Here is a 20,837-nt window from a genome sequence, read left to right on the forward strand (position 1 = left end):
TAGAAAGAACCTCAACGATTGTATATGAATACCCCTTTTTCGGGGGCAAATTGATGAATATATGCTTATCTGTGCTTGTTTTTGAAGATATCATAAGCCATCATTATTGCCGTGCGCATGGAAGATGCATCTGCAGTGTTCTGGCCAGCAATGCTATAAGCAGTGCCATGGTCAGGCGAAGTTCTGATTATCGGGAGGCCTGCAGTATAATTTACACCCTGCTGAAATGAAATGGTTTTAAAAGGGATCAAACCCTGATCGTGATACATGGCCATTATGGCATCGAATTTTTTATATTCTCCCTTTCCAAAAAAACCATCCGCCGGATAAGGACCGAAAATAAGCTTACCGTTATCTTTAAGTCTTTTGACTACAGGACGAATGATGTCATCATCTTCTTTGCCAAGAAGCCCTTTTTCCCCGGCGTGTGGATTTAGTCCAAGGACAGCTATTTTAGGTTTACTGATGCCAAAGTCATTTTTTAGGGCTCCTTCGAGGATGTTGAGTTTTGAGGTGAGCCGGTCGTCAGTGATGTACTTACTGACTTCCTTCAAAGGTATATGACCGGTCACCACACCTACTTTCAAGGTTTCAGTGGCCATCAGCATTAGACTGTCTTCTACTTCAAAAGCGTCTGTGAAATATTCAGTATGCCCCGGGAAATTAAACTCTTTGCTTTGTATATTATTTTTATTGATGGGAGCTGTCACTATGGCGTCGATCATACCTTTTTTTAGGTCTTCCACTGACTTTTGGATGGCCATCCATGCTGCTTTCCCGGATTCGTTGGTCGCTACGCCTGTCTTGATCTCTATCATTTCACTCCAACAGTTTACGACATTCACTTTCTTTTCGTTGAATTGCTGATCATCTTTCACACTGCCAAACTGAAAATCTTCTAAACGCAGGTTTTTACGGTAATACGATAGTGCTTTTGTAGAGCCATAGATGACAGGGGTAATGTAATTTAGCAACCTTGAATCGCGTAATGATTTTATTATTACTTCCGGTCCTATACCATTCAAATCACCTATCGTTATTCCTATTCTCGGATTCCGTAACTCACTGCTCATTATTTTAATATCTTTACACGTGACACAACCTCTTCAATTAAGCTTGCAATTTAACGCATTTATACTGATCTAAAATAATGGTTCAAGCCAAAAAGCATCTCGGACAACACTTCCTCAGAGACCATCAAATTGCCCGTGAAATTGTGCAGGCACTGGACCTGGATGAGAATGATGTACTGGAAATAGGACCCGGTACCGGAATACTTAGTGATCACTTACTGAAAAGAGAGGGACATCGGGTCTTCCTAATGGATGTTGATCATGAATCAATCGAATATCTTCGGCAAAAATACGCATCGAATACAAGCCGGATCATTGAGGCAGATTTTCTAAAGACGGATTTAACGTTTTTGTCTGATCAATTCAAGATCATTGGTAATTTACCTTATAATATTTCTTCTCAAATTTTTTTTAGGGTCATCGAACTGAAGGATCAGGTTAGCGAAATAGTTTGCATGCTGCAAAAGGAAGTGGCCGAGCGTCTTGCCTCACCTCCCGGCAGTAAAGCCTATGGTATTCTTAGTGTGCTTTTACAAGCTTATTATACGATCGATTATTTATTTACCGTTGGCCCTGAAGTATTTCAACCTCCTCCAAAAGTGCATTCAGGGGTGATACGCCTGGTAAGGAATGATACCACACACTTGGAATGTGATGAAAAACTCTTTAAAACTGTTGTTAAACAGGGTTTTCAAAACCGTAGAAAAACATTGCGCAACGCACTGAAACCACTAAATTTGCCGATTGAAATTACGCGTATGGAGCTTTTAGATCGTCGAGCTGAGACACTTTCAGTTGAGGATTTTGTAGGGCTCACAAAACTTATTGAAAAGTGGAGCAACTAGTGCAATTTGAATTGACCAATGAGTTTCTTGAACGTATGCGTACGGCGCTTGCGGAAAGGGATACAGATTTCATTAAAATGAGTCTTAACGGTGTTATGGCGGCTGATGTGTCTGCTCTACTCACTGAATTCGATACCGAGGACAGCAAGTACGTTCTTGAACTTTTAGATGAAGAGCTGCGGGCAGAGATCATTAATGACCTGGATGAGGATATTCGTGAAAGATTTCTGAAAGCTTTCAATGCCGGAGAACTGGCGGTTATCATCAATCACCTTGACTCTGATGATGCGGTAGATATTCTTAACGAATTACCGCTAAAGAACAGGGAAGAGGTCATAGCCAGTCTGGATAACGAAGAAAAAGAATCTCATATTCTTGACCTGCTGCGTTACGATGATGATGTGGCCGGAGGTTTGATGGCTAAAGAGTTGATCAAGGCGAATCATAACTGGACCGTAGTGCAGTGTATAGAAGAGATCCGTCGGCAGGCGGAGAATGTCCAGAAAGTGTACTCTGTATATGTGGTTGATGATGATGATAGGCTGTTAGGTAGGGTTTCACTAAAGAAGATCATACTGGCCAATGACAGAACCAAGGTTGCTAATATTTTTGAAGATGATGTAATCTCCGTAGAGACGTTTATGTCAGAAGAAGAAGTTATCCAGATTATGACCAAATATGATCTGGATGCTGTGCCGGTATTGAATGTTCAGGGAAAGTTATTGGGTAGGATCACCATAGACGATGTGGTGGATGTTATCACAGAGCTGGCTGAAGAGGAAAGGAATTTGATGGCTGGTATCACGGAAGATGTAGAGGAGGCAGATAGCGTGTGGATGCTTACAAGAGCACGGCTACCCTGGTTGATCGTGGGAGTGTTTGGTGGTTTTATCAGTGCAAAATTTATAGGTCTCTTTGAGCAGGAGTTGCTGCGGATAACGGCTATCGCTTTTTTTATTCCCCTGATACAGGCTACAGGTGGTAATGTAGGAATACAATCCTCTTCCATAGTAGTACAGAGTCTGGCTAATCCATCTGCCTTTAGTGATGGGATGTTGAAAAGATTGGTAAAAGTGTTTTTGGTAGCTATTTTAAATGGGCTGGTCCTGGCATTGATTGTTTACGGATTTAATATCGCTACAGGAGGAGATGCCAGTTTGTCTCTGGTGGTTTCGTTGGCCTTGTTTGGTGTAGTAATTATTGCCTCATTTTTAGGTACCGTAACACCCTTGATTTTGGATAGGTTTGGGTTGAATCCAGCCCTGGCATCAGGACCTTTTATTACCACCACCAATGATCTTTTGGGGTTGGCCGTATACTTTTATGCTGTTCATCTGTTTTTATAATATATGAAATGTTTGGTAGTAGATGAAATGCATGATAGCTTGGCCCCAATGCTTGCCGCTATAGGTTGGGAGTGCGTCTATCAGCCGAAAATTACACGAGCGGAGATCATTGATATAATCCCGGACTATGATGGTCTTATCATTCGAAGCAAGACACGTGTTGACCGGGAATTGGTAGGACATGCCAATAAGCTCAAGTTTGTAGGGCGAGCAGGTGCAGGTATTGATAATCTGGATGAAGCTGTATTAAAAATTCTGAATATCAGGGTTTTGAATGCTCCTGAGGGAAATCGAAATGCAGTGGCAGAACATACTGTAGGACTTGCCCTCGCACTTTTAAATAATTTGACAATTGCCAATGAACAGGTCAGACAAGGAGTCTGGGATAGAGAAGGTAACCGTGGGATGGAATTGGCAAGTCAAACAGTAGGTTTGCTTGGTTACGGGTTTATGGGAACAGCGGTAGCAAAAAAGCTTACGGCTTTAGGGTGTAAAGTGCTGGTCTATGATAAATACAAGCGGACCACGGATAATGGATTGGTTTCTTCCGTAGAAATGGATCAGATTTTTGAGGAGGCGGATATTTTTAGTATTCATGTGCCACTTACTCCGGAAACAAGAAATATGATTGATCTGAACTACCTCAATCAATTTAAAAAATCTGTTGTGATCATCAATACGGCCAGGGGGGAAGTGCTACAGTTAGAAGGTCTTCTGGAGGCCATGAAATTGGGTAAAGTAAGGAGTGCCGGGTTGGATGTTTTAGAAAATGAAAAACTTAATAACCTTACTGAAAATCAACAAATGACATTCAGTAAATTAATTAAAAGCTCTAAAATCATACTTACCCCTCATGTGGCAGGATGGTCGCTAGAGTCTTATAAACGGATCAATGAAGTACTTGCAGAGAAAATAGATGCTGAAATAAACGTAAATAACTAAAAATTATTACATATTGTTAAGTTGTTAATTAAATGCAAATTTTCATTTTTCAATTCAATTTTGTTAATATCGTTACCGCGAGTTATTTTTTGATATACGGATTTCATGTTTCTTAAAACTCAACTTAAGAAGTTAAAGGACTATGTAAACTCAATCATAGAGCAGCCCATACTCACGTCGTCTATCGTATTAGGCATTTTGTCGATAGTGGTTCTGGGGCTTAGTTTGAGATACTACCTTCAAGATTTCGACACATTTTTTAGTCAGGTCATGGCTGAGGCACATGGCATGCTGTTCGATATAGCAGTGATAGGTATTCTCATTTTCTGGTTAAATAAGAATGGTGAGATGCGCCTGCGTATTCGTATGTATAGAGATGAGATAGACGACTTTCGTCTTTGGGAATCTGAGGAAGCTGCATTTCGTACCGTGGGTAATATTAAAAGGTTGAATCGGCACAATATTTATGAAATGAACCTGGTGAATTGTTACTTATCCAGGACCAACTTAAATTATGTGAATTTAGCCGGGTCTAACCTTAACTCTGCAGACATTAGTAATGCCTTTCTTATAGAGACTAACCTGGAGAATACGAGGTTGAATCAGACAAATCTGGAAAACTCCAATCTTAACCAGGCACTTTTAAAAGGAGCATATGCAAGTGGTGCAAACTTTAAAGATGCCTACCTGATCAAGGCGCAATTGGAAAATGCCTTTTTGATCAAAACTAATTTTAAGAATGCATTTTTGATGGAAGCTAACCTAACAGGATGTTACCTGACAGGTGCTGATTTTGAAAATGCCAGTTTGTATAAGGCGGATCTCAGAGGAGCCAAAGGCCTTACCATTGAGCAACTGACCAAGGCAAAGACACTCTATCTTGCCCAGTTTGACGATGAAATATTAAATCAAATCAAAACCAATATACCCGAATTAGTGGGTAAGTAGAAGGTGCGTTTTTTTGGAGATAAACGATAAAAAACTACCTTTGTAATCTATTTAAACAGGATAAAGGCGTAAAACGGTTACATGTTTGTGACCGTTCTTTGTTTTTTATGGACTTGTAGTAAATACAATAAATCAGGAATTATGGGAAATGTGTCATATTATACAAAGGAAGGATTAGATAAGTTAAAAACTGAGTTGAACGATTTGAAAACCAAGGGCAGATCTGATATTGCTCAACAAATAGCTGAGGCAAGGGACAAAGGTGATCTTAGTGAAAATGCGGAATATGATGCGGCTAAAGATGCGCAAGGACACCTTGAGGCGAAGATAGCCCAATTGGAAGAAGTAGTAGGTAATGCACGGATTATCGATGAAAGCACGATAGATACTTCGAAGGTCTCTATACTCTCAAAAGTTAAGATCAAGAACAAAAAAAATGGAGCTACTTTTACTTACACACTGGTTTCTGAAGAGGAGGCAGACCTTAAATCGAGTAAAATTTCAGTTCAGTCACCGATTGGCAGGGGGTTATTGGGAAAAAAACAAGGAGATGCCGCTAAAATACAGACGCCCGGCGGTGAAATAGAATTTGAGGTAGTAGAAATAGGGCTATAATGAGTAGTATTTTTAGCAAGATAATCAACCGCGAAATCCCGGGGCACATAATTGCTGAGGATGATAATTATATTGCGTTCCTGGACATTAACCCATTAGTTGCCGGGCATTGTTTGGTGGTACCCAAAAAAGAGATTGATTATATATTTGACCTGGATGATGATACATTGTCCGGGCTCACTATTTTTGTTAAAAAGGTCGCTTTGGCCATCAAAGAAGCCATTCCTTGCTTACGGATAGGTGTAGCGGTAATCGGTATTGAAGTACCACATACCCATGTTCATCTTGTTCCACTTAACTCGATGGACGATATTAATTTCTCCAGACCCAAGCTTAACCCTGGTGAGGAAGAACTTAAGCTTGTAGCTGAGAAGATCAGTGCTTTTTTATAAGAAATCAATATCGACACTGTACGGAAATTTCATTAATTGTTGAAGAGCTTCATCCACGGTAAGGTCTTCAAAGAGTACCTGATGTATGGCATCAGTAATAGGCACACGTACTTTGTAGGTATCGGCAAATTTTTTAGCGATTTGTACGGTATTTACTCCCTCAGCTACTTCATCCATAGAATTGATGATCTCAGCTACCTTCTCACCCTTGGCAAGTCTATGACCTACAGTATAGTTACGACTCAGTGTGCTATTACAGGTAGTGACCAGATCACCGATACCGGCCAATCCTAAAAAAGCCTGAACATTACCACCCATTGCCTGGCCTAAATGGATCATTTCCACCATCCCGCGACTTACTAATAACCCTTTTGCATTCTGCCCGAATCCCAGCCCGCTAATGGCCCCCGATGCTATGGCAATAACATTTTTTAGCACCCCAGCCAGTTCAATGCCTATTAAGTCTTCGTTGCCATAGACCTGAAACATTTCGTTTCTTAATAAATTGCCACCTTCTCGGATCACTTCTTTGAAATGGCTGGCTACCACGGTTGCAGCCAATTGATTTTCACTCATTTCTTTCGCCAGATTAGGGCCGGCCAGGCACCCTATTCTGAGCACCACGCTCTCATCCATGATCACTTCACTCATAGTCTTGATCTGGTCCCGTTCTAACCTGTCAATACTACTCAGAGTCTCCCCTTCTGGTAATGAAATATCCAACCCCTTGGTGCCGTGAATAAGTATGTGATAAGGGTGAAGGTATGGTGAAAGTAACTGCATCATATCCCGAAATGAAGAGGACGGAACGATCGGAAAAATGATATCACAGGTATTGGCCAGGTGACTTAAATCACCGGTAGGGGTGATGTTTTTATGCAATGTGTGCCCCCGATGTCGCTTCGTTTCAGCAATTTTTTTTACAACGACGCTGTCTCGGGCGAAAAGTAAGACTTCAGAATTTTTTGCAAGAATATTAGCAATGGCAGAGCCAAAACTGCCTGCACCAATTACGCCAACAGGTTTTTTAGACTTTTTTTTCCAATTCATAGCCAGCCATTCTATTGTGATAGTAATAAAGTGTATTGAGATCTTGCGTAATAATAAGTTTGTCTTTAGTAAGTAACAATGGCCTTTTGGAGTGGTACATACCTACGTTCTCAAGCCCTGTTTTAATGACATCGTCCAGTTCACCTTTTAAGTGAAGTGCTACATTGACCTGCTTTTTTTTGTTAAGCTTAAAAATAACTTTCCTGACTTTTTCAAACTCACTCTTAAATGTGTCATAAGATATCATTAGTTCTTCCTCAGGAAGTCTGAGGAAATCATACAGGTCTAGTTTTAAGTATTCTTTTCGCCATATGTTAAAAGCAGTAAACGCTACCAGGTGGCTGGCGAATACCCTGTTTATTTTACGATACTCCTTGACAATAATATCACTAAGCCTGCGGGTGTATTCTTTTTCACGTTGCAGGTCAACGGTGATTTTTCCATCCGACATGAAATAATCGCGGGTATCAATGACCCTTCCCTTTGCGTCTATACTATTTCCTTTTGGGTCTACATAATTGCCGAGAAGGTCCATAGCCCTACCTATTGAAACGGATATATCTGAGCCCTTTGTGAAAAATTTTAAGAGGAACTTAAGCATCTTATATGAAGTAGAATATTCATCATTTTCCACATAATACCTTTCCTGTCCTTTAATAGACAAATATTCTTTGATCAAAGTAGGAGCTTCTAATACAAAATTATAGTTGATGGTTACAGGTACAATGAACAGTTTTTTGCCATCATGATTGGGATGATTCATAAAAATGGTGCGCTGGGCTTCCATGGCTGATCCCAGTAGTCCCATTTTCAGTGAGGTTTCTATTTTTCCACTGCGTGAACGTGTGCCACCCGGGAAAAATAATGTATGTGCTCCTTCTTGCATAGCAGCGCTCGAATAGGTTTTCAATGTTTCAAGATAGATAGGATTCTTTTTACGGCGATCGACTTTATAGGCACCCAGACTGTTCATAAAATAAGCCAGTATCTTAATATTGAACAGATTTAAACCAGCGCCATAGATGAATGCGGGTAGGCCTAATACATGAATGATCCATCCAATCAGGATAGAATCCAGGTTGCTAAAATGAGTAGGTACCATCACCACGGTACCAATTCTTGCTAACTTTCTTAACTGTTTTGCTTTACCGGTGATTTGTATCTTGTCGTTAAGAGAATACTCATTGGAGAAAAGTGCATTGAAACGTTTTACCCGGGTAGCATTCAATAATTTTGAGAAGCCAAATTTTATTATTTCACGAGCTAATTTGTAACGGCTTTTTTTGAAATTACCGGCTATTTCATTGGCGTATCTGGAAATAATGCGCTTTAAGATTTCTTCTTCTTTTTCACGAGAACCTGATTTGCTGACCAGCTCTACCAATTCCTGACGTACAGTATTCCAAAATGAGTAATCATCAGGAGGATCTACAAGCCAGGGATTCTTTTTAATACGAAGCTTCTCCAGGTATAAAGTAGTTTCAAGCTCTTCCCTAAGATTGTTACGCCTTACATTATCCTTACATATTTTATCAAAGGTCTCTTCAATTACAGTCTCAACAAACTGTTTTCTATTCTTACTTAACTGGACTACGGGCCAGTCTTTCGTTCCTTCTAAAATAGGTTTATAAGATTTTTGTCTACCGCTGTCCTGGGACTTCATTCTTTTGATTTTATGGCGCCAAAGATAGCAGAAAGAAGTTATTGGATTTTGAACATGTTATTTTTAAACCTCATGGGGATACCGGTTGTAAAGCAGCGGTGGATATTGGGCCTTCCATATGCGGGATCAGCTCTCCTTGTTGATTTTCTTGGTAGTTTACCTGCACATTAGCACTCAGAGGTTCGAAAAGTAACGTAACATAACCATTTTGATAGACCGGCTTTTCCAGAAGCTCTTTAGAGGCAGTAAACGTTATTTGCTTGCGTTGTAAGGCGTCAAGCCATTCCTTTTCCAAAATGAGTACATAGTATACCGGAGGAGTATTACTGGCTTGATACCTGGAAACAAAAGAGACAAAGGATTTTAGGTTTTTAGTGGATGATTTGATGAAAAAGTCAAACTCTTTCACATTCGTAGTGACAGTGAGTGTGTTGCCTCCTTCATAGCCGTAGTAAAGAAGAAAGAGACCCCCAATAAAGCTGCCCATTGTGAGCCAGGGACTAAAAACATCATTGAACAAAGCGATTAACGAAAGAGGACTGATGATCCCTCCTAATATCATAGGGAACATCATTAATTTATCTTGAAAATCAATTTTCTTTATGTCTTCAAGAAGAAAAGAATCCAGCTTGCCAGAGCGCCTGATAAATAATCGGGTTTCTGACAGGTAACAGACATTGCTTTCATCCCCTGCTTTTTGTAGATAACAGCTTGCCAGAATGGCTTCATTCTCAATATACATAAGTTAAATTTCTTGCAAGGCATGCATCAGATCCTCTTGCATAGCCTTAAATCTTTCAAGTGCACTTTCAATAAACTTTTCTGTCAGTAGATCTTCCAGTTGTTGTGGGCCATAAATATCCAGTTCATCCACTTTAAAGGTTTGTTCCAGGTTATCCTGCTCTAGTTTTATAAGATATTTACCGTTCCAATTGAATATGGTGATGCGACAATTATTTTTATTGATTTCTTTGATAATACGCATAAAATGAGGTCTTTAATGTCAGTTATTTACTTTTATAGCTCTTAATCGGAACTTATTCTTTGAAGTGTAACTTATTCTGTAAATTTAATGTTCAAAAAGAGCTTTAGGAATATTTAGTGGACCAGATTTGAAGCGAAAATTTTTTTTACATAGCATCCGTTTTCTTATCATAGGCTTAGTAACAATCATTTCCAGTTGTTATCAGCAGCTATATGCTACTCATTTACGAGCGGGAGAGATCATTGTTCGAAGGGATAATTGCAGCGCAAATATATTCACAATCACCATCATCGTTTATACGGACACTGGCTCCGATGTACGCTTTGGCGAAGGGATACTTGATTTCGGGGATGGCTCCGACACATTCACTGTACCTGTCATAAATAATGGAAATGCAGTAACATGGCCTGACGTACAGAACCCGGCAAGTATTGATATTGATGGATTGGGGAACGAAGTTTCTGCTGCTTCTTTTACCATCGATCACGTCTACTCATCAGCCGCTCCATTCTATGTTATAACATACACTGAACCTAACCGAAATGAAGGAGTGGTAAATATTGATAACTCGGTAAATACTACCTTCCATTTAGAAACACAGATTAGCTTAGATGCTTCTTTAGGGTGCAATAACTCACCTGTACTACTTATTCCACCTATTGATCGTGCGTGTGCCGGTGTTGCTTTCTTTCATAATCCAGGAGCCTTTGATCCGGATGGGGACAGCCTCTCTTTTGAATTGGTAATCCCTAAGAAAGATGCAGGGACCCTGGTAGATGGATATGAACCGTTAAACGATCCGAGTTTCTATGAGAATTTTGGGCAGGGTAATGAAACCAGGAATGGACCCCCCACTTTCAGTATCGACCCTGACATAGGTGAAATAGAATGGAATGCACCGGGAAGGTTAGGTGAATATAATATAGCATTTATAGTTAAAGAATATAGATTTCGTTTTGGAGAATGGTTTCAACTCGGTTTTGTGCGTAGAGATATGCAGATCATTGTGGAGGGTGATTGCCGGAATGAAAGGCCTGAACTTCGAATTCCCGAAGACATTTGTGTGGAAGCCGGAACATTGATTGACGAACGAATACTTGGTTTTGATCCTGACGGGGACAGTGTGGTAATAGAAGCATTTTCTCAGATAATGGAGGAAGGCGCTGTGGTAGTTGGTGATGGCGTTATTCAATCCTCTGTTCCTCAAGCTGAAGTGAATTTTCGTTGGCAGACAGAGTGCGAAGATATTAGAGAACAACCCTATCAGGTGGTTTTTAAAATTACAGATCAGCCTGCCGATAATGGGATTAAACTTGTGAGTTTTGCAACCTGGAATATTACAGTGGTAGGTCCCGCTCCTACATGGAATGATCCTGATGCTGTGGTTCAGGAAGGTCAATCCTTACGATTATCATGGGAGGACTATGAATGCAGGGGTGTGGCTACCAATTTGCAGGTTTGGCGCAGGGTCGATTCAAATCCTTATATACCGGATGAATGCGAAACGGGTATAAGGGAGAATGCCGGATATGAACTGATTAGTTCTTTGCCGGATAACCAGGACACTTTTCTGGATGAAAATCTGGCCTCAGCTGCTAAGTATTGTTACCGGTTAATTGCCGTATTTCCGGATCCTCCCGGGGGTGAAAGTATTATATCTGAAGAAAGGTGTTTTGAATTTGTTCCGGCCGAAGAACCTATTATAACACACATTTCAGTAAGAAGCACCAGTGAATCAAATGGTGAAGTTTCCATTACCTGGAGAGAACCTTTCGAACTGGGTGGGTTAATACCTCCTTATACGTTCCGGGTTTATCGCTCCACAGGTTTCAATGGAACAGGAGATGAAGCATTGGTTTCTACTGATATTGTAAGAGATATAACAGAAACGGATAGCACAAACCTGACCTTTGTCGATACTGGCCTTAATACCCTTAATGAGGTCTATCATTATAGAGTGGCTATAGTAGACCCAACCGGCGGAAGTGGTGGTGATGAAATATTTTCTGCCCCTGCTTCTACTGTCAGACTGGAGCTTACTCCCCAGTTTGGACAGATCCAGTTGAATTGGAGGGCTGAAGTTCCATGGTCAAATACGATAGCCACTGCTCCCGGCAGCCAACATCTTATCTACCGTGGATTAGAAGGAGATACAGATGATGAACTAGATTTTCTGGCAGCTGTAGACGTAACAGAATTTGGTTTTGAATTCATTGATTCAATGAATCTCAGTGATGATCAGATATACTGTTATCGTGTACTGACAAAAGGTACGTATGGTAATCCGGCCATCCAGGGGCCTTCACTGGATCCGCTGGTTAATTTTTCACAAATGGCCTGTGCTCAGCCAAGTGATTCAATACCACCCTGTGCACCGGAGCTAGCACTGACTTTGCCTGATTGTGAGGTATTTACTAGTACCAATACCTGTTCCTTTAACGACTTTCGAAATGAGTTATCATGGACCACTGATTTTGATGATGATGCCTGTCAGAATGATATTCGGAACTATGAGGTTCATTATGCTCCTACCACAGAAAGTGAATTTACAGTAGTAGCGGAGGTGACAAATGAACGCTTTGACCATGAAAACCTGCCCTCATTTAAAGGGTGTTACAAGATTTTGGCGATAGACCGATCGGGTAATCCCAGTGAGTTTAGCAATACGATCTGTGTGGATAATTGTCCTAATTATGAATTGCCTAATGTTTTTACTCCAAATGGAGATAAATGTAATGAAGTATTTAGCGCATATAGCGACACTAATTTTACAGGAGAAGATGGTCAGGTAACAGGCGAGTGTGGGGTGGTAGAGGCTTTCAGGTGCGCCCGCTTTGTGTTGGCTGTAGACTTTACGGTTTATAACAGATGGGGAAAACCTGTGTATACCTATCAGGGAGATCGTGGCAGCGAAAATAGTATCCTTATCAATTGGGATGGGAGGGGAGATAATGGTTCTGAACTATCTGCCGGTGTATACTATTACCTCGCACAGGTGACTTTCGATACGGTTGATCCGGGCAACGCTGTCCGTGATATCAAAGGATGGGTTCAGATCATCAGATAGTTGCCAGCACACGAAGTTATATTGTTCGATGGGGTTTGTAACCTTTGTAATAATGCCGTTAATTTCGTCATAGACCATGATAAAGCAGGCCGATTTCGTTTTGCTTCGTTACAATCTGCATATGCCAGTAATTTGCTGGCCTCAGCGAATGTGACCTATCCGTTTCCGGATTCCATCATCCTTGTAAAAAAAGATAATCAATTAAAATTTAAAAGTACAGCTGCCCTACATATCGCTAAAAAATTAAACGGAGTATGGCCACTTTGTTATATTTTTATATTGTTGCCGGCATTTATTCGAGATTACCTTTATGATATTATAGCGAAAAACCGTTATCGCTGGTTTGGAAGACATGATGTCTGTAAAATCCCGTCTCCGGAATTACAACGACTGTTCTTGGATGTGCAATACAATAAAGGATAAACTGATTTTAGGAGATTTCATCCCCGGGCTGATCCTATACCGATCACCTGACAAACAACAGTACGGTAAACTTGCCCACTCAGTAAATACCATTTAGCTTTGCAGACTTAAAAATAAGACGTTATGAAGGCATATATTTTTCCAGGTCAGGGCTCTCAGTTTTCAGGTATGGGTAAAGACCTGTATGAAAGTAATCAGAAAGTGAAAACTATTTTTGATTCGGCGAATGATCTTTTAGGGTTCCGCATTACAGATACCATGTTTGAAGGAACTGCTGATGCTTTAAAGCAGACAAAAGTTACGCAACCGGCTGTTTTTTTGCATTCAGTAGCTTTGGCTTTAACAGCAGAAAATTTTAAGCCTGATATGGTGGCAGGTCATTCACTTGGAGAATTTTCCGCACTCGTAGCTAATAAGACTTTATCTTTTGAAGATGGTCTTAAGTTAGTTTCTCAAAGGGCCTTAGCTATGCAGAAAGCCTGTGAGCTCAACCCTTCTACCATGGCGGCTATATTGGGGTTAGATAATGAAATTATAGAGCAAATATGCTCAGATATAGACCAGGTAGTAGTACCTGCTAATTACAATAGCCCCGGTCAGGTAGTGATTTCAGGTTCAAATGAAGGAATTGCCATCGCCTGTGAGAAACTCAAAGAGGCCGGCGCAAAAAGAGCACTACCGCTTCCGGTAGGAGGAGCGTTTCATTCTGAACTTATGGAGCCCGCGAGAGAAGAATTAGCAATAGCCATTGAAGGTACGTCTTTTAACGCACCCGTTTGCCCTATCTACCAAAATGTAAATGCAAAGCCATCTTCTAACGTCAATGACATCAAACAAAACCTCATAGCACAGTTAACTGGCCCGGTAAAATGGACCCAGTTAGTAGAGCAGATGATCAAGGATGGTGCTACCGAATTTATTGAGTGTGGACCGGGAAAGGTGTTACAGGGTTTAGTAAAGAAGATCAATCGCGAAATGGAAGTGAGCGCTATTGATGGTTAAAAACATCTGACACAAGATGTAAGAGGCGGGTTAGAGGTGAAGTCAAGACTAAGGTAATTCCCACTCGATTTCCCAAATATGTGTTTTGGAAGCGACAATGGTGAAAATGGCGTTCTTTTTACGTGAAACATGGCAACCTTCACGTCTAATAGTTAGCCTTTCCTGTCCCAGGATATTCCTCTTATCGAGAGTATGAAATGCTACCATGTTACTCTGTCTGGATGGAATGATTACAGTGTTATTATCACTTTTTATCTGGATGACCGGGATGTGCTTCATATCTGCTTGATGAAGAGCACGCACAATTTTGCGTGCGTCAGGTACACCATGGCCCAGGAAATTATTAGGCCTGGCGTTTAGATGAGAAGAGGCTAAAATCATGTTTTTAACTTCTTTATTGGATAGTTCCTTATTGGCCTCCATGATGCAAGCTGCTAACCCGGTGATAATTGGAGCGGAGAAAGAGGTGCCATCACGCGAGAAGCAGGCTACATCAGGCTTGACGTAGCTCAACGTTCCAGGCCCAACAGAGCTGTAAGGCGCTTTAGTCCAATAGGGATGATCAGTAGCTCCAACTGTGAGTACTCCTTTGGCATCCGATGGAATAGAAATGACCTTAAACTTTTTATTCCCATCGTTTCCGGCGGAGATGACGATCAACATACCCTTTTCTTCAGCAGCTATTTGTGCAGCTTGTGTAATAGCACTACTTTTTCCGTCTACGTCAATGGGGGTGTAGTCTTCTTCTAAAAGATCATACCCATCTGAATAGCCTAGTGAAGAATTCACCAGTCGGACACCCTCGTCGTACATCCATTCCAATGCTGCTACCCAGTTATCTTCTTCACCGCGATATTCCCTATCAGACTGATCTGTTCTGGCCAGATAAAAGGAGGCATCGGGAGCAAGTCCTGACATAAGTTTTCCATGTCTTCCCGCTATGGATAACCATACTCGGGTACCGTGATAAGCATTACTTTTCCTGGAATCTATGTATGGATCTGAAAGATGTTTTTCAATAAAATTACGATATCCCAATACCCGATCATCCATGATTATGTCAGCCAACTTCTTTTCCTTATCGGAGCGATGAAAACCTCCATCTATAATCCCTATTTTGATACCTTTTCCAGAATAACCTGCTTTGTGCAATGCAGCGCCATTGATTTGACTTATAGGTGTGCTTATTTTTAAAGTGTCAACATTTTCTATTGCCGATGCAATAGTATAACCCATGACAGGTGTAATATATTTTATACTATTATTGGATGCCAGAACCTGTAGCTGCCCTTTCGTCAAATAAGCTGAAACAGCCTTAAGCCATTGCGATGTAACCACTGGTTCTATCCCTTGTTCTGTGATATTTCTAACTTGTTGATCAAACGTTTGCAGGGTTTGGGGGTTAAAATATATCCAGTACTTTTGCTGGCACCATAAAGAGGTGCTGGTAGTCAGGAGGAGCACAAAAAGGACCACTTTTAGTCTGCAAGTTTTCATACTAAACGAAACTACGTTTTTACCGGAATTAAATTATAATTATATGAAATATAAACCACTGAATAAAGAGCTTTACGTTCTTAACCGTAAAAGATTTGCCAAAGAACTCAAATCCAATTCCTTAGCTGTTTTTAATGCGAATGACATTATGCCCATTAATGCGGATGGTATGATGGCCTTCCGGCAAAATAGTGATCTCTATTATCTTTCCGGTATTGACCAGGAAGAGACCATCCTTTTATTATATCCCGATTTTCATAACGGTCAGCTCCGTGAGGTTTTATTTCTTAAAGAAACAGACGAAAATATTGCGGTTTGGGAAGGGCATAAATACACCAAAGAAGAAGCGCGTGAAGCTTCCGGTATATCATCTGTTTATTGGTTATCTGAGTTTGAGCAGATATTTAAGACATTAATGACCCAGGCTGAATATATTTATCTTAATACAAACGAGCATTTACGGGCTGTTATAGAAGTAGAGACACGTGATGCGCGTTTTTCAAAATGGTGTATAGAACATTATCCAATTCACAAGTATGAACGTTCTGCACCCGTAATGCACAAGCTACGGGCTATAAAATCTCAGGCAGAGGTAGAGGCCATGCAGATAGCATGTGATATTACAGAAAGGGCATTCAGACGTATATTAAAGTTTGTGAAACCGGGAGTAATGGAGTATGAGGTTGAGGCGGAATACATCCATGAATTTGTTCGGTCCCGGTCGAAGGGGTTTGCTTATACACCAATAGTAGCGTCAGGAAGCAATGCCTGTGTACTGCATTATATTGATAACAACGAAGAATGTAAAAGTGGAGATGTACTACTGATGGATGTAGGTGCCGAGTATGCAAACTATAATGCAGATATGACACGATCGATACCGGTGAATGGTAAATTCTCGCAACGCCAGAAAGACGTATATAATGCAGTTTTGAGAGTGAAACGAGAGGCTATGCAAATGCTGAAACCAGGGAATACTATTCCGGAATATCATAAGGAAGTAGGTAAATGTATGGAAAGCGAGTTGATAGGGTTAGGCCTGTTGGATGCAACCGATATTAAAAACCAGGATCCGGAGAAACCAGCCTATAAAAAGTATTTCATGCATGGTACTTCCCACCACTTAGGGCTGGATGTTCATGATGTAGGAAATATATATCAGAAAATGGAAAAGGGTATGGTATTTACCGTTGAGCCGGGGATTTATATACCTGAAGAAAACCTGGGGATACGTCTTGAAAATGATGTGGTGATCACTGAGGATGGATTGCTGGATCTCATGAAGAATATTCCAATTGAGGCGGAAGAAATCGAAGAGTTAATGAACACTTGATATTACCTGTAAATGAGAGGAATAAATTATACGTGGTGAATAACCTGGATGGTATTGCCAAAAGAAAGAATTAGGTTAGATTATGCAACAGACAAGTCACAATTCAGATAGAGCGCCGGAGCCTGTTGGGCTTTATCCACATGCCCGTCAGGTAGGTAACTTATTATTTTTATCGGGCGTTGGCCCCAGGGAAAAGGGCTCAAAAGATATACCTGGTGTCACATTGAGCCAAGAGGGGAATGTAATAGCTCATGATATAGAAGCACAGTGCCATTCAGTCTTTAAGAATGTACGATCGATTCTGGAAGCTTCCGGTTCGAGTTGGATGAACCTGGTAGATGTAACGGTTTTTCTGACCAATATGAAAGAGGATTTTAGTAAATACAATGCGATCTATGCGGAATACTTTAAAGACAATCAGCCGTGTAGAACTACGGTAGAAGTAAATGCACTTCCTACACCGATTGCGATCGAGTTAAAGTGCATTGCCATCATGGAGTAACATTATGATAATTAGATTATCATAATGTTATCAGCCCCTGGTGATTGGTAAGAAAATAGGATTTGGTATATGGAAGAACAGGATATAGGAAGTGCCAAACGTGACGTTAAGTAAGAATTTTGGCAGTTCACTAAGTATTAGTCCATGTTAACCCGAAATTATGAAGTGTTTGTAGTTGTTTATCTGCAAATAATGCAATTCGTCTAAATTCCGTGCAAAAATCTAACCTAAGTTTATTTTATTTGTTTATATAAGTACAGCACAAACTTTACCTAAAGATGAAATCAGATAATAAATTGCTTTCCGAGCTTCTCAGAAGAGGGATAGCGCCATTAATGCCAGCGAATGAAGAAGATGAATACAAAATCAGTGTATTCAAAAAATACTGGCAATCCTTTAATCACAGGGAAATAGAGCAAATTATGCAACAGGCATATGAGTATAAAACTACTCACACACCTTTTGCAGAGTCTGTTTAATCAAACAGAGAAACTTTCGCCACACCCGCAGGTCCTCGTGGCATTAGGATTGATGAATTGAAACCCTTTCCCATTCAGGCCATCAGAAAAATCCAGGGTAGTACCTAGCAGATAGAGTAAACTCTTTTTATCTACTAGAATTTTAATGCCCTTATCTTCAAATATTTCATCATTTTCTTCTGTGGCAGGGTCAAATTTTAGATCATACATCAGCCCGGAACACCCTCCCCCTTGTACCAATACTCTAATATTATGATCGTCAGATTTGCCTTCACTTGCACGTAATTCGACAATTCTGTTTTTTGCCTTATCTGTTACACTTATCATACCCTTTTAATTAAGCTACCGGATTTAAAACAACACTAAAAACTGTGATTATGTTCATATCACGTCCATAATACAATTTGTCCAATGCATCGTATACATTGCTCGCTCTGAAGTAAGATGTATGAAGCTCTTTGTCGCCTTTAGCGATCCATTGTATCGTATAAGGACTTTCTTTTTCCTTATAGTTTTCTACATACTCCAGCATCTTTTTTAAGGCATCCACCTTATCAAACCCTAATACGGAGTGGAACAGGAATGACTGGTTATGACGAGGATTAATCGTAATGAGATCAAGTTTCACCTTTCCTTCAAAGCTGCTATACTCAAAAATTAATGCATTAGTCCTCAGACCTAGATAGCCTTTAATATCTTTCTGTATTTTGGCTGCCTCTACATGCACGTCCGTGGATGAATCAATCATCTATTTTAGCTTCAGAATTTCTTTAAAATTAAATCTACCTCAAAACTTTCTGATCAGACAAAAAGTTTCAATCTTGACAAAGTTAACCAAATGATTAAATATTTAATATAGACATTGACCATGTTAAGAGTTGAGCACATAGGAGTGGCAGTTAAGAGCCTTGAAAATTCAAATAACTTGTTTTCTAAACTTTTTGGTGAAGATCATTATAAAGAAGAATCAGTGGAAGGGGAACAGGTGCGAACTTCCTTCTTTAAAATCGGAGAAACGAAAATTGAATTGCTGGAGTCTACAGGGCCTGACTCTGCCATAGGTAAGTTCATTGAAAAACGTGGCGAAGGAATACATCATATTGCTTATGAAGTAAGTAATATTGTCAGCGAGGTGGAGAGATTAAAAAATGAGGGTTTTATAATACTCAATGAAGAGCCTAAAAAAGGTGCTGACAACAAGTTGGTTTGCTTTTTACATCCAAAAAGCACTAATGGCATATTGGTAGAACTGTGCCAGGAAATTAACGCCTCTTTTGATTGAAGCTTTTAAATTCCTTTGGAGAAGTTTTACCGTATTGCACTGAATTATAGTATTTCAATTTCTTTTTTCCCAGGGCAGTCTTGTATTGAGGTTTCTGACCACATGAAGTAAGAAGTACCAATCCGACCAGAATAATTCCGAAGAAAAATACTCCAATAAATTTGCTAGGTGATTTCATAGTTTAATTGGCAGTTGGTTTACATCTGTAAATCAGGTTTTTAGAGAAACAGTAACCAGCTTAAATTCCAATATCAGATATTCGACTACTTTTGTACTATAAATGGCAGAATATGCCGGTGAATTACATCACGTAAAAAGAGAAAATGACCGAAAAAAGAACAGAAATAAGTAGTGTTGGCGAATTTGGTTTGATCAACCGTATCCAGGAAAATGTTTCATTGAACAATACTGAATCAGTGCTGGGAATAGGTGATGATGCAGCGCTCCTGGATAACGGAGATGATTATACCGTAATGTCCAGTGACATGCTATTGGAAGGAGTACATTTTGACTTGTCCTATATGCCATTGCAGCACCTGGGCTACAAGGCGGTGGCGGTCAACGTGTCAGACATAGCCGCCATGAATGCTGTTCCTAAACAAATCCTGTTGAACATAGGTGTCAGCAATCGCTTTTCTGTGGAGGCCCTTGATGTATTTTATCAGGGTGTGAAAGCAGCTTGCGAGAATTACAAAATAGATCTGGTAGGAGGTGATACCTGTTCATCAGCCAGTGGTTTTGTAATATCAGCTACTGCGGTTGGTTCTGTGAAAAAAGACCGTGTTGCTCTTCGCTCCGGAGCCAGGCAGAACGACATAATCTGTGTTACGGGCGACCTGGGCGGCGCCTACCTGGGTCTGCAAGTACTGGAACGTGAAAAACAGGTCTATCTGACCAATCCTGAAATGCAGCCACAGCTGGACAAATATGATTATATCGTGCAACGTCAACTTAAACCTGAGGCACGTATGGATATTGTTTATGAGCTGGCTGAAATGAATGTGAAACCTACTTCTATGATTGATATTTCCGATGGACTTGGTTCGGAGTTGTTGCACCTGAGTAAACAGTCAGCACTTGGGGTGCAGATTTATGAAGATAAGCTGCCTGTAGATAAACAGACGTATGATACCGGATTTGAGTTAGGTATTGATTCTACCACCGCCGTGTTGAATGGAGGAGAAGATTATGAGCTTCTATTTACGATAAACCAGGACGATTTTGAAAAACTCAAAAACCATGCGGATATTCATTTCTTAGGTTATATGAAAGAACCCAAAGACGGTAATATGATGGTGACCAAAGGTGATAATGTGGTGCCCATTGTTGCCCAGGGATGGGACCACTATCGCGAATAACCATAGTGATAAGAAAATAGGACAACCGGGTAAAT

The 20,837-nt window shown here is 40.3% G+C and carries 22 protein-coding genes; 14 read left to right on the forward strand and 8 right to left on the reverse strand.

The genetic code is table 11. The features are described 5' to 3' along the window. Positions 1-65 precede the first annotated feature (65 nt). Positions 66-1,073, reverse strand: a complete 1,008-nt coding sequence (gene pdxA / locus FNH22_RS03100; RefSeq protein ID WP_143396859.1) for a 4-hydroxythreonine-4-phosphate dehydrogenase PdxA — start codon at positions 1,071-1,073, stop codon at positions 66-68. A gap of 77 nt (positions 1,074-1,150) precedes the next feature. Here pdxA and rsmA point away from each other — a divergent pair, with 77 nt between their 5' ends. The 6 genes from rsmA to FNH22_RS03130 all read left to right on the forward strand — a co-directional run bounded on the left by rsmA (position 1,151) and on the right by FNH22_RS03130 (position 6,161). Next, positions 1,151-1,918 (forward strand): 16S rRNA (adenine(1518)-N(6)/adenine(1519)-N(6))-dimethyltransferase RsmA, encoded by a 768-nt coding sequence (gene rsmA / locus FNH22_RS03105; protein WP_143396860.1) that lies wholly within the window; start codon positions 1,151-1,153, stop codon positions 1,916-1,918. Then, positions 1,906-3,264 (forward strand): magnesium transporter, encoded by a 1,359-nt coding sequence (gene mgtE, locus FNH22_RS03110; RefSeq protein WP_143396861.1) that lies wholly within the window; start codon positions 1,906-1,908, stop codon positions 3,262-3,264. Before rsmA ends, mgtE begins: the two co-directional genes overlap by 13 nt. A 3-nt stretch (positions 3,265-3,267) precedes the next feature. Then, positions 3,268-4,206, forward strand: coding sequence for an NAD(P)-dependent oxidoreductase (locus tag FNH22_RS03115; protein ID WP_221420206.1), 939 nt, complete (start codon positions 3,268-3,270; stop codon positions 4,204-4,206). Between the two features lie 105 nt (positions 4,207-4,311). Beyond that, positions 4,312-5,154: a pentapeptide repeat-containing protein gene (locus FNH22_RS03120; RefSeq protein WP_143396862.1), complete on the forward strand. Its 843-nt coding sequence runs from the start codon at positions 4,312-4,314 to the stop codon at positions 5,152-5,154. Positions 5,155-5,295: 141 nt separating this feature from the next. Beyond that, positions 5,296-5,769 (forward strand): transcription elongation factor GreA, encoded by a 474-nt coding sequence (greA, locus tag FNH22_RS03125; protein WP_143396863.1) that lies wholly within the window; start codon positions 5,296-5,298, stop codon positions 5,767-5,769. Beyond that, on the forward strand, positions 5,769-6,161 hold the full coding sequence (locus tag FNH22_RS03130; protein WP_143396864.1) for an HIT family protein: 393 nt from the start codon (positions 5,769-5,771) through the stop codon (positions 6,159-6,161). The genes greA and FNH22_RS03130 overlap by 1 nt, the downstream gene beginning before the upstream one ends. Here FNH22_RS03130 and FNH22_RS03135 read toward each other — a convergent pair. The 4 genes from FNH22_RS03135 to FNH22_RS03150 form a co-directional block, all read right to left on the reverse strand. Then, complete coding sequence (locus tag FNH22_RS03135; RefSeq protein WP_143396865.1) at positions 6,156-7,211, reverse strand: NAD(P)H-dependent glycerol-3-phosphate dehydrogenase; 1,056 nt, start codon at positions 7,209-7,211, stop codon at positions 6,156-6,158. The two genes, FNH22_RS03130 and FNH22_RS03135, sit on opposite strands and share 6 nt — an antisense overlap. Beyond that, the gene (locus tag FNH22_RS03140) at positions 7,189-8,874 is read right to left on the reverse strand and encodes a 1-acyl-sn-glycerol-3-phosphate acyltransferase (RefSeq protein ID WP_143396866.1); all 1,686 of its coding nucleotides are present in this window, start codon (positions 8,872-8,874) and stop codon (positions 7,189-7,191) included. The genes FNH22_RS03135 and FNH22_RS03140 overlap by 23 nt, the downstream gene beginning before the upstream one ends. Positions 8,875-8,944: 70 nt before the next feature. Beyond that, positions 8,945-9,616, reverse strand: a complete 672-nt coding sequence (locus FNH22_RS03145; protein ID WP_143396867.1) for a hypothetical protein — start codon at positions 9,614-9,616, stop codon at positions 8,945-8,947. Between the two features lie 3 nt (positions 9,617-9,619). Then, on the reverse strand, positions 9,620-9,859 hold the full coding sequence (locus FNH22_RS03150) for a hypothetical protein (RefSeq protein ID WP_143396868.1): 240 nt from the start codon (positions 9,857-9,859) through the stop codon (positions 9,620-9,622). 127 nt (positions 9,860-9,986) lie between these two features. Between FNH22_RS03150 and FNH22_RS03155 the strand changes: the two genes are divergently transcribed. The 3 genes from FNH22_RS03155 (at position 9,987) to fabD (ending at position 14,351) form a co-directional block, all read left to right on the forward strand. Next, positions 9,987-12,926: a gliding motility-associated C-terminal domain-containing protein gene (locus tag FNH22_RS03155; RefSeq protein ID WP_143396869.1), complete on the forward strand. Its 2,940-nt coding sequence runs from the start codon at positions 9,987-9,989 to the stop codon at positions 12,924-12,926. Continuing rightward, the gene (locus tag FNH22_RS03160; protein WP_143396870.1) at positions 12,927-13,349 is read left to right on the forward strand and encodes a thiol-disulfide oxidoreductase DCC family protein; all 423 of its coding nucleotides are present in this window, start codon (positions 12,927-12,929) and stop codon (positions 13,347-13,349) included. A 123-nt stretch (positions 13,350-13,472) separates the two neighbouring features. Continuing rightward, on the forward strand, positions 13,473-14,351 hold the full coding sequence (gene fabD, locus FNH22_RS03165; protein WP_143396871.1) for an ACP S-malonyltransferase: 879 nt from the start codon (positions 13,473-13,475) through the stop codon (positions 14,349-14,351). Positions 14,352-14,399: 48 nt separating this feature from the next. Here fabD and FNH22_RS03170 read toward each other — a convergent pair whose 3' ends face one another. After that, positions 14,400-15,848, reverse strand: a complete 1,449-nt coding sequence (locus FNH22_RS03170) for a S8 family serine peptidase (protein WP_143396872.1) — start codon at positions 15,846-15,848, stop codon at positions 14,400-14,402. Between the two features lie 43 nt (positions 15,849-15,891). Here FNH22_RS03170 and FNH22_RS03175 point away from each other — a divergent pair, with 43 nt between their 5' ends. The 3 genes from FNH22_RS03175 (at position 15,892) to FNH22_RS03185 (ending at position 18,162) form a co-directional block, all read left to right on the forward strand. Continuing rightward, positions 15,892-17,181, forward strand: a complete 1,290-nt coding sequence (locus FNH22_RS03175; RefSeq protein ID WP_143396873.1) for an aminopeptidase P family protein — start codon at positions 15,892-15,894, stop codon at positions 17,179-17,181. Between the two features lie 82 nt (positions 17,182-17,263). Continuing rightward, on the forward strand, positions 17,264-17,683 hold the full coding sequence (locus FNH22_RS03180; RefSeq protein WP_143396874.1) for a RidA family protein: 420 nt from the start codon (positions 17,264-17,266) through the stop codon (positions 17,681-17,683). Positions 17,684-17,961: 278 nt separating this feature from the next. Further along, entirely contained in the window at positions 17,962-18,162 is a 201-nt protein-coding gene (locus FNH22_RS03185; RefSeq protein ID WP_143396875.1) for a hypothetical protein, read from the forward strand. On the opposite strand, the gene FNH22_RS03190 is transcribed toward FNH22_RS03185, so the two are convergent. Both FNH22_RS03190 and FNH22_RS03195 read right to left on the reverse strand, forming a co-directional pair. Beyond that, positions 18,163-18,489 (reverse strand): iron-sulfur cluster assembly accessory protein, encoded by a 327-nt coding sequence (locus FNH22_RS03190; protein WP_143396876.1) that lies wholly within the window; start codon positions 18,487-18,489, stop codon positions 18,163-18,165. It abuts the gene before it with no gap. Positions 18,490-18,499: 10 nt separating this feature from the next. After that, positions 18,500-18,910 (reverse strand): hypothetical protein, encoded by a 411-nt coding sequence (locus FNH22_RS03195; protein WP_255517969.1) that lies wholly within the window; start codon positions 18,908-18,910, stop codon positions 18,500-18,502. A 120-nt stretch (positions 18,911-19,030) separates the two neighbouring features. Here FNH22_RS03195 and mce point away from each other — a divergent pair, with 120 nt between their 5' ends. Both mce and thiL read left to right on the forward strand, forming a co-directional pair. Next, a complete protein-coding gene (gene mce / locus FNH22_RS03200) occupies positions 19,031-19,444 on the forward strand; it encodes a methylmalonyl-CoA epimerase (protein ID WP_143396877.1) in 414 nt (137 codons plus the stop codon). Positions 19,445-19,767: 323 nt separating this feature from the next. Next, complete coding sequence (gene thiL / locus FNH22_RS03205) at positions 19,768-20,802, forward strand: thiamine-phosphate kinase (RefSeq protein WP_143396878.1); 1,035 nt, start codon at positions 19,768-19,770, stop codon at positions 20,800-20,802. Positions 20,803-20,837: the final 35 nt, after the last annotated feature.

This window comes from Fulvivirga sp. M361 (assembly GCF_007097395.1).
In the GTDB taxonomy this organism is placed as follows: domain Bacteria; phylum Bacteroidota; class Bacteroidia; order Cytophagales; family Cyclobacteriaceae; genus Fulvivirga.

Bases quoted from the DNA above. Each gene is read 5' to 3' on its own strand.
- FNH22_RS03150 (WP_143396868.1), bottom strand. From the start codon at position 9,859: ATGCGTATTATCAAAGAAATCAATAAAAATAATTGTCGCATCACCATA.
- FNH22_RS03120 (WP_143396862.1), top strand. From the start codon at position 4,312: ATGTTTCTTAAAACTCAACTTAAGAAGTTAAAGGACTATGTAAACTCA.
- FNH22_RS03145 (WP_143396867.1), bottom strand. From the start codon at position 9,616: ATGTATATTGAGAATGAAGCCATTCTGGCAAGCTGTTATCTACAAAAA.
- FNH22_RS03135 (WP_143396865.1), bottom strand. From the start codon at position 7,211: ATGAATTGGAAAAAAAAGTCTAAAAAACCTGTTGGCGTAATTGGTGCA.
- rsmA (WP_143396860.1), top strand. From the start codon at position 1,151: ATGGTTCAAGCCAAAAAGCATCTCGGACAACACTTCCTCAGAGACCAT.
- FNH22_RS03130 (WP_143396864.1), top strand. From the start codon at position 5,769: ATGAGTAGTATTTTTAGCAAGATAATCAACCGCGAAATCCCGGGGCAC.
- FNH22_RS03140 (WP_143396866.1), bottom strand. From the start codon at position 8,874: ATGAAGTCCCAGGACAGCGGTAGACAAAAATCTTATAAACCTATTTTA.
- FNH22_RS03195 (WP_255517969.1), bottom strand. From the start codon at position 18,910: ATGATTGATTCATCCACGGACGTGCATGTAGAGGCAGCCAAAATACAG.
- FNH22_RS03175 (WP_143396873.1), top strand. From the start codon at position 15,892: ATGAAATATAAACCACTGAATAAAGAGCTTTACGTTCTTAACCGTAAA.
- FNH22_RS03190 (WP_143396876.1), bottom strand. From the start codon at position 18,489: ATGATAAGTGTAACAGATAAGGCAAAAAACAGAATTGTCGAATTACGT.
- thiL (WP_143396878.1), top strand. From the start codon at position 19,768: ATGACCGAAAAAAGAACAGAAATAAGTAGTGTTGGCGAATTTGGTTTG.
- fabD (WP_143396871.1), top strand. From the start codon at position 13,473: ATGAAGGCATATATTTTTCCAGGTCAGGGCTCTCAGTTTTCAGGTATG.
- FNH22_RS03185 (WP_143396875.1), top strand. From the start codon at position 17,962: ATGAAATCAGATAATAAATTGCTTTCCGAGCTTCTCAGAAGAGGGATA.
- FNH22_RS03170 (WP_143396872.1), bottom strand. From the start codon at position 15,848: ATGAAAACTTGCAGACTAAAAGTGGTCCTTTTTGTGCTCCTCCTGACT.
- FNH22_RS03180 (WP_143396874.1), top strand. From the start codon at position 17,264: ATGCAACAGACAAGTCACAATTCAGATAGAGCGCCGGAGCCTGTTGGG.
- mce (WP_143396877.1), top strand. From the start codon at position 19,031: ATGTTAAGAGTTGAGCACATAGGAGTGGCAGTTAAGAGCCTTGAAAAT.
- greA (WP_143396863.1), top strand. From the start codon at position 5,296: ATGGGAAATGTGTCATATTATACAAAGGAAGGATTAGATAAGTTAAAA.
- pdxA (WP_143396859.1), bottom strand. From the start codon at position 1,073: ATGAGCAGTGAGTTACGGAATCCGAGAATAGGAATAACGATAGGTGAT.
- FNH22_RS03115 (WP_221420206.1), top strand. From the start codon at position 3,268: ATGAAATGTTTGGTAGTAGATGAAATGCATGATAGCTTGGCCCCAATG.